Raw genomic sequence first — 13,235 nt, 5'->3', positions numbered from 1 at the left:
AATCTAAGATTATAGGTACATATAGTTTTAGATTTATGTTTGTTTTATTGTAAAAGTTTATTTAAAAGCGAATATGAACTTAAAAGTGCCATAAATTCGGCGGTATACTGCAAAATAATTTGCAGTATACCTTAAAAACATTATTTACAGTAAATTCAGACAAATGAAAAAATAAATGGATGCAATATTTTTTGCACCCATTTATTTTTTTTGAAAATTTAATAGATAAAGTGCATTAAATGGGTAAATATGTAAATAAAAAAACGAGTACATACAATTATTTTAAAAAAATAGCATATATTGAGGGAATTATGAGTGGATATTTTTAAATTCACAGTAATATATTATAAACATATGGCATGAAACTTGCGAATAAAATAAACAAATAGATTTAATTTTCGGAAAAAGGAATAATTTATGAAAGGTAAAATTAAAAGGGGGAGTAAAAATGGATAAAGTTAAAGTTATTTCTTGGGGACTTGGAGCCATGGGAAGCGGGATGGCAAAAATGCTTTTAGAAAAAAAGGATGTGGAAATTGTAGCAGCCGTTGATATGGCGCCATTTAAAATTGGAAAAGATTTGGGCGAGGTATTGGGGGTAGGCAGAAAATTAAATGTACAAATAAGTGATGATTTTTCTAAAGTTAAGCATGTAAAGGCAGATGTGGTTATTCTTGCTATTGATTCTTTTGTAAAGAATGTATTTCCTTGCATAAAACAAATAGTTGAAAATAAGATGAACTGCATAACTATTGCAGAAGAAATGGCCTATCCATATGAAGCACATAAAGAATTAGCAGAGGAAATGGATAGATTGGCAAAGGAGAATGGAGTCACCATATTGGGAACGGGAGTGAATCCGGGTTTTGTATTAGATACAATGATAATTACATTGTCTGCTGCTTGTAGAAAAGTGCAATCCATAAGTGCTTCTAGAGTAAACGATTTGTCTCCATTTGGACTTACAGTTATGAAAACACAAGGCGTGGGTACAACTTTGCAAGAGTTTGAAGAAGGAATTAAAAGTGGGTCTATAGTTGGACATATAGGATTTAGACAGTCTATACCTATGATAGCTAAGGCAATAGGACTAGAGATAGATGAAATAGTAGAAACTAGAGAACCTATTATATCCAATACTTATAGAGAAACTGATTGTGTAAAGGTAGAACCAGGAATGGTTGCAGGATGTTGTCATATTGCTTATGGTAAAAAGGATGGAAAGAATATAATAACTCTCGAACATCCACAGCAAATAAATCCTCAAAGTGAGGGAGTTGATACAGGTGACTATATTCATATTAAGGGAGATGCTGATTTAGATCTTTGTATAAAACCAGAAACTCCTGGTGGAATAGGTACTATGGCTATGGCAGTTAATACTATACCATTAGTTATTTCTAGTAAACCAGGTCTTAGGACTATGATAGATATACCTTTGCCACATGCTATAGAAAATAGTTTTGTAGAGCAAATAAAGTATTATAGAGGTGAGTAATAATTATGATTGAAAAGGGAACTTGGGTTGAAATAACAAAGGTGGTTTTGCAACCGGAAGAAAGAGCAAAAAATATACCAGAGGATACTAAAAAAACTCCTTTAAAAATGTGGGTAAAGGGATTTTGTAAAAGAGAGTGTGATATAGGAGAAGAAGTTGAAATAGAGACTTTAACAGGTAGATGTGAAAAGGGAATAGTTACAGATGTGGAACCGAGATATGTGCATGATTTTGGAGATTATGTAAGAGAAGTTTCTCTTATAGGAGTTCAAGCAAGAAAAATATTGATTGATGGAAAGTAAGAAGGTGGAATTTTGAGTAAATATTATGATTTAATGGAAAGAAAAAATGAGATAATGCTTAAATCTGTGAAAATAGATTATTCTAAATATGAAAAAAACAATATTGCTTTTGCTTATGAAGAGATGATGAAAGATACAGGATATGAACTTGATGATGTAATAAGAATACAAAAGGAAACTGGTGTTGGAGACACTCCTCTATTGGAATTAAAAAATTTAACAGCTTTAGCAAGAAAGGTATCTAAAACTGGACAGGCAGCTAGGATATTTTTAAAAGATGAAAGTGCTAATCCATCTGGAAGTTTTAAAGATAGAAGAGCGGCCCTATCTGTATATGATGCTAAAAGGAAAGGTTATAAGGGAGTTGTATCTGCTACATCTGGAAACTATGGCGCTGCAGTAGCTTCACAAGCTGCTATGAGGGGGCTTAAATGCATAATAGTACAAGAATGTTATGATTCTAAAAAAGTAGGTCAGCCAGAAATTCTTGAAAAGGGAAGAAAATGCGAATGTCTTGGAGCGGAGGTAATACAACTAACGGTAGGACCAGAATTATTTTATACTTTTTTAAAAGTTCTAGAAAACACTGGGTATTACAATGCTTCCCTATATTCACCTAGTGGCATAGCAGGTGTTGAAAGTCTGGGATATGAAATATATAACCAATGCAAAATGAGAATTGGAAAGGAGCCAGAAGGAGTTGTGATAACCCATGCTGGTGGAGGAAATTTAACTGGTACTGCCAGGGGACTTAAGAAGGCGGGAGCTATGAATACTAAAGTTATAGGAGCTTCTGTAGATTTAACAGGACTACACATGGCATCAGATATAGATTTTAATAGAAAATCATTTACTACTGGACATACAGGTTTTGGAATTCCATTTATGACTTGGCCTGATAGGTCCGATGTACCGAGAAGTGCAGCAAGACCATTAAGGTACATGGACAGATATGTAACTGTAAATCAAGGTGAGGTATTCTATATGACAGAGTTACTTTCTCAAATAGAAGGTATGGAAAGGGGCCCAGCAGGTAATACATCGTTAGCGGCAGCCTTTGTTATAGCTCAAGAAATGAAGAATGATGAGATTCTAGTTGTACAAGAAACAGAATATACAGGGGCAGGAAAACATATACTCCCACAGCTTACTTTTGCTAAAAATAATGGGGTAATAGTAAAATTAGGCGACCCTAAAGAAGAAGTACCAGGAAAAAATATTGTAATACCAGATCATCCATCAAAATTATATATAGAAGAAAAAGATTTAAATTCTTATAGAAAATCTTTAATTAAAAATAATTTAAAAACTTCTCAAACAGCTATTTTTAGTGAAGAGGATATAGAGTTTTTATGTGAAGAAACAAGACTTAATAAAAAAGAAGTTTTAGACATTATAGGAAGTCTTGGAGAAGAAGTATAGTACTTATAAGGGGGGCTATTTGTGAAAAGAGCGGATGACTTTGAAAAAAGAAGAGAGCATATTAAAAATTTAACAGATGAAGAGCTTTATAATAGATTTTGGAGTTTAACAGAAGAAATAGTTAGACCAATGGTAGATTTAGCATACAATAACACATCACCTTCTATAGAACGTTCTGTGCTTTTGAGAATGGGGTTTACAAGTATTGAATGCTCAGAGATAGTTAAGCAAGGTTGTAAATGGAACCTTTTAGGAAAAGGTATGGGGCATGTAGTTTTAGAATATGCAAATATTAAAGGAATAGATTACATGGAAGCAGGAAAACAATTGGCAGAAGGAAAAGGATGGGAAGAAATGGGAGAAGTTATGGGTGGTGAGTTAAATGAATAATGAAAAAAACAAGCTTATAGAAAACGAAAAAATAAATGTGGAAGAGGTATTAAAAGACTTAGATAAATATAAACCAAAGAGAAGAGGATGGCATTGGAGAGAGCCATACAATGAGTCTGTAGGAGATTTTAACTATAGTGAGATATCAAAACCTTTAAAGAAGAGCAGACCACTTCCTGCAGCAAGAGGATTTAATAATATAGATCCTCAACCTATTCAGGTTATTACTTCAGAAATTGCATCAGGTAGATTTGAAGATGATATAAGAAGAATGAGAATGGCCGCTTGGCATGGGGCAGATCATATAATGGTTATAAGGACTGCAGGACAAAGTCATTATGATGGCCTTATTGAGGGTACTCCAGAAGGTATAGGAGGAGTTCCTATTACTAGAAAGGAAGTAAGGGCTACTAGAAAAGCTTTAGATATGATAGAGGAAGAAGTGGGAAGAGAGATAAATTTTCATTCTTATGTTTCAGGAGTAGCAGGACCTGATATTGCAGTAATGTTTGCAGAAGAAGGGGTAAATGGAGCTCACCAAGATCCACAGTATAATGTTTTATATAGAAATATAAATATGGTTAGATCTTTTGTGGATGCTGCTGTAGCAAAGAGAATAATGGCCTTTGCAGACATTCTTCAAATAGATGGAGCACATAATGCCAATGCAACAGCTATGAAAGGATATAATGTATTGCCGGAGCTAATGGTTCAACATGCTATAAATGCTAAATATTCAGAAATGGTGGGAATGAAAAAAGAAAATATATCATTATCTACAGTTCCTCCTACAGCTCCACCAGCTCCTTGTTTAAAATTAGATTTGCCTTATGCTGTGGCGTTAAGAAAGATGTTCAAAGATTATAAAATGAGAGCTCAAATGAATACTAAATATATGGAATCTTGTACTAGGGAAGCTACAGTAACTCATGTTTTAAATATGCTTATTTCAAAATTAACTTCAGCGGATATACAAAGTACCATAACACCAGATGAAGGAAGAAATGTTCCATGGCATTACAATAGTATACATGCAGTTAATACAGCTAAACAAGCCTTATTGGGCATGGATGGACTTAAGGAAATGGTAGAGCTTAAGGATGAAGGGTATTTGCCAAATAAAGTTAGGGAAATTACTGAAAGAGCTATATTATTCTTAGAGGAAATAATAGAAGTAGGTGGATATTTTAAAGCGGTACAAGAAGGGTTCTTTGTGGATTCAGGTATGTATCCAGAAAGAAATGGAGATGGTATAGCTAGAAAAATTCAAAAGGGAGTAGCAGCAGATACGGTAGTTCCTAGAGATAAGGATTATTTTGCTCCAGTTTGTGCTCATTTTGGATATAATCATATACCTGAAAAGTATAATATAACAAAACCTTGTGAAGCCATAAATGGATGTACTTTATGTAAGCATGAAAAGATACAGTATATAGATGAATTAGACCCAAATGATAATGTATATAAAAGAATGGAGAAGGTTAAAGAGGATGGAACCATAAAGCCTGAAGTGGAGTGGAGTAAAGATGGTATTGTAACTATTAATATGTTTATACCAGAGGATGAAAGGACTAGTGAAGCAGCAGCTCTAGAAATAGCTAAAAATATGAATTTATTAGATCCAGAGGTTATACACAAACAAATTTTGCAGGACAGTGAAGGAACTTATGTAGAGGTTAAAGGTAAGGTTAATTTCTCCATTAATAAGAATGAATTAAAGGTTCCAGAAAAAAAGCAAATTTTAAGCGATGAAACTATGAGAGAATTTGTTAAGGAGCATCCAATAAGAGTTGTAGCAGCTACTGTTGGAGAAGATGAACATTCCGTTGGACTTAGGGAAATAATAGATATAAAGCATGGAGGAATAGAAAAATATGGCATTGATTGTGTATATCTTGGAACCTCTTGCCCAGTGGAGAAGCTTATAGATGCAGCTATAGAAACTAAGGCTCAAGCTATACTTGCCAGCACCATAATAACCCACAATGATGTGCATGTAAAAAATATGCAGAAGCTAAATAATCTTTGCATAGAAAAAGGAGTTAGAGATAATATTATATTGGTTTCTGGGGGAACTCAAGTAACAGATGAAATTGCTAAAGCTAATGGAATGGATGTAGGATTTGGCAGGGGATCTCATGGTAATGATGTAGCATCTTTCATAGTTGAGACTCTTCAAAAAAGATTAGAAGAATAAAAAGGGTGATTTTTATGAAGTTTGACTATTTGATAGCCGAAATAGGAAGTACTACTACTTTGGTAAGTGCGTTAGATTTCAATAGTGATGAAATACTTGTAGCACAAGGTAAAGCAAATACCACAGTGCTTCAAGGAGATGTAACAGTAGGACTTAAAAAAGCTATAGATGAAATAGAGGAAAGTTTAGGAGAAAAGATTGTATGGAATAAAATGCTTGCCACCAGCAGTGCTGCAGGGGGCTTAAGAATAACAGTTCACGGTTTGGTTCAGGATATGACAGTTAAGGCTGCGAGAGAAGCGGCACTTGGCGCTGGTGGCATAATAAAAAATGTTACAGCAGGCAAATTGTATAAAAGTGATTTGAGAAAAATTAAAGAATTAAAGCCTAATTTGATAATGATAGCTGGGGGAACGGATTATGGAGAACGGGATACAGCTATTTACAATGCGGAGGTCATAAATAGAGAAAACTTTGGAATACCTGTGATTTACTGTGGAAACATAGCAAATAGAGAAGACATAAAGGAAATCTTTCAAGGAAAGGAAATTTATATTGTAGATAATGTATATCCAAGAATTGATGAATTAAATGTAGAACCTGCCAGAGAAATTATTCAAAGAGCTTTTGAAAACAATATAGTAAAGGCACCTGGTATGGACAGAATAAAAGAAATGGTAGATGGAACTATAATGCCTACACCGGGGGCTGTAATGGAAAGTGCAAAATTATTATATGATAGTATTGGAGATGTTTTAGTCATAGATGTAGGAGGAGCTACTACTGATGTTCACTCAGTTACTGAAGGTTCATCAGAAATACAGGATATACTTTTAAGCCCAGAACCTAAGGCTAAAAGAACTGTGGAAGGGGATTTGGGTGTATATATAAACAGCTCTAATGTAATAGAACTGTTGCAAGAAATAGAAATGGAAGGGTTAGATAGGGAATATATAAAAAACAATATAGAACCTATACCAATGACGAAAGAGCAGAAGAAATGTAGTTCTATTTTAGCTAAAAAAGCAGTTAGTACTGCAGTTGATAGACATGTGGGGTATATTAAAAGAGTTTATGGGTCAGGTAAAAAATTTATAGCTTTTGGAAAAGACTTATCCAAAGTTAAATATATAGTGGGTACTGGAGGTGCACTTACAAGACTTACAGAAGGAGAAAACATGCTTAAAGGTATAAAGTATCTTAAGGAAGATTTAACTATGTATCCAAGAGAAGAGGCGAAAATTTTAATTGACCATATGTATATAATGGCTTGTGCAGGAGTGCTTGCTAGGGAAAATAGGGAGTATGCTTTAAAGCTTATGGAGAAAAGTTTAAATTTATAAAGATAAAAGAGGGGAGTTTTATGGGAAAGAATTATCCTTGTATAGAAGTTTATTTGAAGAAAATAACCCATAATGCCAAAAGAATAGTAGAAATGTGTAATAAAGCGGGTATACATGTAGTAGGGGTAACTAAGGTATTTTGTGCTGAAAAACCAATAGTAGAAAGTGAAATAAGAGGTGGAATAGAATTAGTAGGAGATTCAAGATTAGAAAATTTGATAAAGATAAAAGATTTAAAGTGTAGAAAGATGCTTTTAAGAATTCCTATGGAGAGAAACAGTGCTAAGGTGGTTAAATACTCTGATATTAGTTTGAATTCAGAATTTTGTACTATAAAAGCTTTATCTAAAGCGGCTAAAAAAATAAATAGAATACATGCAGTAATTCTAATGATAGATGTGGGAGATTTAAGAGAAGGAATTCTGGAGAAGGATGTACTGGATACAGTAAAAGAAATAATTAAACTACCAAATATAAAATTATGTGGAATTGGCACTAATTTAACTTGCTATGGAGGCGTAATTCCTGATGAAAATAATTTAGGAAAACTAGTAAAAATAAAGGAAATGTTAAAAGAACAATTAAATCTAGAACTTCCCATTATATCAGGGGGAAATTCAAGTAGTATACACCTGGTCATAAATGGAAAGATGCCTAAGGGAATAAATCAGCTTAGAATAGGTGAGGCAATTGTACTAGGAAGAGAAACTGCTTTTGGGGAGGATATAGAGGATTGCTATAAGGATTGTTTTGTATTAAAGGGAGAAATAGTAGAAATAAAAGAAAAACCATCAATTCCTGTAGGCAACATAGGTATGGATGCTTTTGGAGAAATTCCTCATTTTGAGGACAAAGGTATAAGAAAAAGAGCCATTGTTGCCATGGGGAGACAGGATATAAAAATTGACGGAACTTTTCCTATAGATAAATACATTACAGTTTTAGGGGGCAGTAGTGATCACTTAATATTAGATGTGACGGATAGTAAAGAGAATTATGATGTTGGAGATGTATTGGAGTTTAATGTAGATTACGGTTGTTTACTTCAAGCTATGACTTCTCCTTATATTAAAAAATATTATATGATTAACCCACAATAAGGTACAATGTAGTGGAATTATGAAATCTCTCCTCCATGACTTGCATAAGAGCTCGGAACAATAAATTTAAACAGTTCCTTCGCTTCTTATGCAAGTCATTCCAGAGAAATTTCATAATTCAGGTAATGTAATGCTTTTGTGGGATAATCATTATATAGAATAATAAAAAACCTCCAGTACATATAGGTATTGGAGGTTTTTATAAAATAGTTTTAAATATTTATATGTTCAAAGTAGTAATAATAGCATATAATTAAATGTGTATTTTATTTAAAAGGATGGTGCGCAGTGGCAAATTTAGAAGTCATAAATCAAGTATTAATTTTATTTTTATCATTGGAGTGGGATATGCTGCTAGAAAAATAGGAATATTAAATAAGGAATTAAATAAAGGATTTTCAGATTTACTACTTAAAGTAACACTTCCTTTCATGATAGTAGGTTCTTTTAATCATAAGTTCTCACCAGAAATGATGAAAAACATAAAAAGCATTTTTATATATTCTTTGCTCATACATATCTTATTGATTCCTCTGAGTAAAGCTTTTTATATTAAATTCCCAAAAGAGAAGGATAAAAAAGATATTTTAAGGTTTGTAACTGTTTTTTCAAATTGTGGATTTATGGGATATCCAGTACTTCAAAGTATATATGGTAACATTGGAATACTATATGCATCGGTTTTTAATATTCCATTTACTGTATTTAGTTGGACTTATGGAGTTATGCTGTTTACAAGAGATAAGGAATCTAGAAGCTTTAAAAAGGTAATGACAAATCCAGGTATAATAGCAGTTATTGTAGGTATAGCAATATTTTTATTTTCTATAAGACTGCCTCACGCATTAATGAGTACTTTAAATTTAGTAGGTTCTATTACAACTCCAGTATCCATGTTACTTATAGGTAGTATGCTGGCAGAAGTGAAGTTTTCTGATATATTTAAGGAAACATCCATATACTATGCGTCTGTAATAAGACTTTTAGTTGTACCAATAATTATTTATTATGTTATGAATCTTTGTGGAATTGATAAATTTTTAATAAATATAGCTGTAATAGTTGAAGCTATGCCTGCAGCAGCTATATGTTCAATATTTGCTGAAAGTTATAGTAAGAATCCTAAATATGCATCACAAAGTGTATTTATTACTACTATGCTTTCTATAGTTACTATACCACTTATACTTATGCTTATTAAATAATTGAATTTACATTTTAATAAGGCACATTCAAATAAATAACAAGTCAGTATGCTAGTCTATTTTGCGTCAGCAGAACCCACCGATAGTTCTACTAGCGGCGGAACCTGCTTCCTTGTCTGACACAAAATATACCAGCATCTTTGACTTGTTATTTCTTTTCATGCACCTAACTCAATTTTGGCACATAAATTCCAAATTCTACATTAGATGAATAAACATTTCTCATTTAAAATTTACATTGTAAATTTTAAATAAAGCTTAGAGTTTTTTATTTTATGTCTATCTTTGTGATACTTTTATATAAATAGGAACTTTTTAAGCAGATATTACATGGCTATATTAAAGAATTCAAAGAACTTTGTATGTTTGAGAAATGTATGTAAAATATGTTAGAATATATATAGAGAAAAATGAATAATAGCTATAAAATAAGCTTATGATAATTCGAAGGTTAAATATTAAAGGAGGATATCTTTAGTTACTAAAAGTATATGCAAATGTACTTAGAAATAGTAAAATGTACTTACAGAAAGAAAGTGAGTACATTTGAAAAATAATAACTATAAACCAAATGAATTTGCAGAATTAATTAATGTATCAGTTAGAACATTACAAAGATGGGATAACGGAGGAATATTAAAAACATTTAGAACACCAACAAATAGAAGATAATATACTTATGAGCAATACAAAGAAAATATAAGAAAAAGATAAAGGAAGATGAAGAAGTTGAAAAAAGCATACAAAATAGAAATTAAACCAACAGAAGAACAGATAACTAAAATTCATCAAACTATTGGTGTAAATAGGTTCATATACAATTTTTATATTGCTCATAATAAAGAAGTTTACGAAAAAGAGAAAAGATTTATTAGTGGTATGGATTTTTCTAAATGGCTTAATAACAAATATATTCCTAATCATCCTGATAAAGCTTGGATTAAAGAAGTGTCTTCCAAAGCTACTAAACAAGCCATTATGAATGGAGAAAAAGCATTTAAGAAATTCTTTAAAGGGGAGAGCGGCTTTCCTAAATTTAAGAAAAAGAAAAATCAAGATGTTAAAGCGTACTTTCCTAAGAATAATAAAGCAGATTGGACTATTGAAAGGCATAGGGTTAAAGTTCCGACTTTAGGTTGGGTTAGATTAAAAGAATTCGGATATATTCCAGTTAACTCTATAGTTAAAAGTGGTACAGTAAGTCAAAAAGCAGATAGATATTTTGTTTCAATTTTAGTTGAGAAAGCTATTAAAGTAGATAATAAACCTTATTCAGAAGGAATAGGCGTAGACCTTGGACTAAAGAATTTTGCAATTTGTAATAATGGTTTAACTAAAAAGAATATTAACAAAACTAAAATAGTTAAAAAAGAAGAAAAGAAACTAAAACGTGAGCAAAGAAAACTTTCAAGGAAATATGAAAGTTTAAAATTAAGAAATAAAAAAGAGAAAGGAGAAGCTACTCGTCAAAATATCCAAAAACAAATAGTCAAGGTACAAAAACTTCATCAAAGACTTACAAATATAAGAACTGATTATATTAATAAAACAGTAAATGAGTTAATAAAACAAAAACCAAGTTTTATAACTATCGAAGATTTAAATGTAAGTGGAATGATGAAGAATAGACATTTAGCAAAGGCAATCTCTGGGCAAAAGTTTTATGAATTTAGAATTAAACTTATTTCAAAAGTTAAACAAAATGGCATTGAGATAAGAATAGTTGATAGATTTTATCCAAGTAGTAAAATGTGTAGCTGTTGTGGAGCATATAAGAAAGATTTAAAACTATCTGATAGAGTTTATAAATGCAGTTGTGGAATTTCTATTGATAGAGATTTAAATGCTTCAATAAATTTAGCCAATGCTAAAGAATATAAGATAGCTTAATTAAACAAGCACTTATATGTGTACCCAAGGCTATTTGGGGAATTAACGACTGTGGAGTGCTATACAAACTGTAGTAGCCTCGGCAAGACAGAGTACGTTGAAGCAGTAAAAATCTCAATATGGATACATTTGACCATATTTTGAGTAGCAGGAATATTTATGGATATTAATTATACTTTAAATTTGGAGGAGACTTTAAAAAAATTACAACACAAAGGAGCATTTTTAACTGTTACTGATAGGGAAGGAAAGACAAATACCATGACTATAGGTTGGGGCAATATAGGATATGAATGGGGAAGACCAGTGTTTATAGTGTTGGTAAGGGAGTCAAGATATACCCATAAATTATTAGAAAATGCTGAAGACTTCACTGTATCAATACCTATGGACGATAATATGAAAGAGGCTATGGGCTTTTGTGGAAGCAAATCAGGAAGAGACTATGATAAATTTAAAGAATGTAATTTAAATGTGGAAAAAAGTAAAAAGGTTAAATCACCTTCTATAGAGAAATGTGGAATGATTTATGAATGTAAAATAGTTTATAAGCACAGCATGGATATTAATTTATTAGATGAAGATATTAGGAGTAAGTGGTATAAGGAAGAAGATAATAAATGGTATGCACAAGGAGATGCTCACACCATATATTATGGGGAAATATTAGAATGCTATAATAATAAATAATGTTTTAATGTTCTAAAAATATATTTTTATATATAAAATAGTAGGGGAACAATGCTAAGGAGAGGTATAGTTGAGCCAAAAAATTGCAATCCCCCTTTATTTAAATGAAAATGCCATAAATGATATATATACTATAATAATTATAAAAAAAAATGTAAATATAAAAAGTATTACGAGAAAGAAACAGTGTATATTAAAATTAAATACTCCTTTAAGCAATGTTATGGAAGGTAAATATGTACAGGGAGATTTATCCATACAAGTATTAAATGAATATTCAAGGGAACTAATAGACGAACGAGTATCTATAATAGTGGAAGCGTTTATTAGTGTTCTAGATGCCCTGGAAAATAATGGAATGGTTAAGCATATAAGTAATAAAAAAGATTTAGAAAATGTACAAAATAATGATTATATATTGATTAATTCTAAAATTCATGAAGCAGCTGTACTTCATAATATAAAAGAAATGATAAACGTCATGGAAGCACAGAAAATAATCAAGGGGGTAGAAGATCCCCATGAGGATAATATATTAAAGTATCTTAAAGAACAATTGAATAATTTTAAAGATACTAAATGTATTAAATATTTGTCAGAAGATTTTCTTGAAAATAATGTAAAATTCATATTGCCACTAAAGACTGAATATTTACGAGGTGATATTGAACATTTAATGAATAGTGAATTATTTGTATTTGCAAAGGTAATAAATTTTTGTAATAGTAAAGTAGAGAAAGAAAGAGCTTTAAAAATTGGTGGAAGTTTTGACTATTTAGAGGATGTATTAGCTAATACAAACTATAATGGTTTTATGAAAAATACTAAAAAAAATCAGCTAAGGGATATAGAAGAATACAGTTTTATAGAAACAATACCAATAGCTATATATATATAGAAATATATTGAATAAGCTATTACCATATGGTATAATAAGTAAAAAATAGAGATTTAACCTTTTTAAGAAATTTACTCCTAGATTTGGAGAGAAGCAAGTTCTTAAATTGTTAAATCCAGGTTTGGGAGGTTTTTTTATGCCAGATAAGAATTTAGTTTGCAAAGACTGCGGTAAGGAGTTCGTTTTTACAGAAGGTGAGCAAGAATTCTACAAAGAAAAAGGATTTGAAAATGAACCAAAGAGATGTCCAGAGTGTAGAAGACAAAGAAAACAACAAAATAGGGCAAGAGATTAAATTAC

The 13,235-nt window shown here is 31.4% G+C and carries 13 protein-coding genes; all 13 read left to right on the top strand.

Annotated features, from left to right (window positions below; genetic code table 11):
- Positions 1 to 448: 448 nt before the first annotated feature.
- The gene (ord, locus tag CC89_RS07615) at positions 449 to 1,498 is read left to right on the top strand and encodes a 2,4-diaminopentanoate dehydrogenase (protein WP_035290859.1); all 1,050 of its coding nucleotides are present in this window, start codon (positions 449 to 451) and stop codon (positions 1,496 to 1,498) included.
- A gap of 5 nt (positions 1,499 to 1,503) precedes the next feature.
- Positions 1,504 to 1,800: a 2-amino-4-oxopentanoate thiolase subunit OrtA gene (gene ortA / locus CC89_RS07610; RefSeq protein WP_035290857.1), complete on the top strand. Its 297-nt coding sequence runs from the start codon at positions 1,504 to 1,506 to the stop codon at positions 1,798 to 1,800.
- 12 nt (positions 1,801 to 1,812) lie between these two features.
- Positions 1,813 to 3,222: a 2-amino-4-oxopentanoate thiolase subunit OrtB gene (gene ortB / locus CC89_RS07605; RefSeq protein ID WP_035290855.1), complete on the top strand. Its 1,410-nt coding sequence runs from the start codon at positions 1,813 to 1,815 to the stop codon at positions 3,220 to 3,222.
- A 21-nt stretch (positions 3,223 to 3,243) separates the two neighbouring features.
- The gene (locus tag CC89_RS07600) at positions 3,244 to 3,612 is read left to right on the top strand and encodes an ornithine aminomutase subunit alpha (RefSeq protein ID WP_035290853.1); all 369 of its coding nucleotides are present in this window, start codon (positions 3,244 to 3,246) and stop codon (positions 3,610 to 3,612) included.
- Positions 3,605 to 5,809: a D-ornithine 4,5-aminomutase subunit OraE gene (oraE, locus tag CC89_RS07595; protein ID WP_035290851.1), complete on the top strand. Its 2,205-nt coding sequence runs from the start codon at positions 3,605 to 3,607 to the stop codon at positions 5,807 to 5,809. The genes CC89_RS07600 and oraE overlap by 8 nt, the downstream gene beginning before the upstream one ends.
- A 14-nt stretch (positions 5,810 to 5,823) precedes the next feature.
- Entirely contained in the window at positions 5,824 to 7,152 is a 1,329-nt protein-coding gene (locus tag CC89_RS07590) for a GlmL-related ornithine degradation protein (protein ID WP_035290849.1), read from the top strand.
- A 20-nt stretch (positions 7,153 to 7,172) separates the two neighbouring features.
- On the top strand, positions 7,173 to 8,252 hold the full coding sequence (orr, locus tag CC89_RS07585) for an ornithine racemase Orr (protein ID WP_035290847.1): 1,080 nt from the start codon (positions 7,173 to 7,175) through the stop codon (positions 8,250 to 8,252).
- 257 nt (positions 8,253 to 8,509) lie between these two features.
- Positions 8,510 to 9,457, top strand: a complete 948-nt coding sequence (locus CC89_RS07580) for an AEC family transporter (RefSeq protein ID WP_081896991.1) — start codon at positions 8,510 to 8,512, stop codon at positions 9,455 to 9,457.
- Between the two features lie 546 nt (positions 9,458 to 10,003).
- On the top strand, positions 10,004 to 10,129 hold the full coding sequence (locus CC89_RS20455) for a MerR family DNA-binding transcriptional regulator (RefSeq protein ID WP_035291298.1): 126 nt from the start codon (positions 10,004 to 10,006) through the stop codon (positions 10,127 to 10,129).
- Between the two features lie 48 nt (positions 10,130 to 10,177).
- On the top strand, positions 10,178 to 11,347 hold the full coding sequence (locus CC89_RS07570; protein ID WP_185750697.1) for an RNA-guided endonuclease InsQ/TnpB family protein: 1,170 nt from the start codon (positions 10,178 to 10,180) through the stop codon (positions 11,345 to 11,347).
- 159 nt (positions 11,348 to 11,506) lie between these two features.
- The gene (locus CC89_RS07565; protein ID WP_035290842.1) at positions 11,507 to 12,037 is read left to right on the top strand and encodes a flavin reductase family protein; all 531 of its coding nucleotides are present in this window, start codon (positions 11,507 to 11,509) and stop codon (positions 12,035 to 12,037) included.
- Between the two features lie 70 nt (positions 12,038 to 12,107).
- Positions 12,108 to 12,935: a hypothetical protein gene (locus CC89_RS07560; RefSeq protein ID WP_035290840.1), complete on the top strand. Its 828-nt coding sequence runs from the start codon at positions 12,108 to 12,110 to the stop codon at positions 12,933 to 12,935.
- A gap of 136 nt (positions 12,936 to 13,071) precedes the next feature.
- Positions 13,072 to 13,230 (top strand): zinc-ribbon domain-containing protein, encoded by a 159-nt coding sequence (locus CC89_RS07555; protein ID WP_035290838.1) that lies wholly within the window; start codon positions 13,072 to 13,074, stop codon positions 13,228 to 13,230.
- Positions 13,231 to 13,235 lie beyond the last annotated feature (5 nt).

The sequence above is a fragment of the Clostridium sp. KNHs214 genome (genome assembly GCF_000744935.1).
Taxonomy (GTDB): Bacteria; Bacillota; Clostridia; order Clostridiales; family Clostridiaceae; genus Haloimpatiens.
Note: the sequence above shows the minus strand (reverse complement) of the source record. Positions and strands in the feature narration are given on the sequence as shown.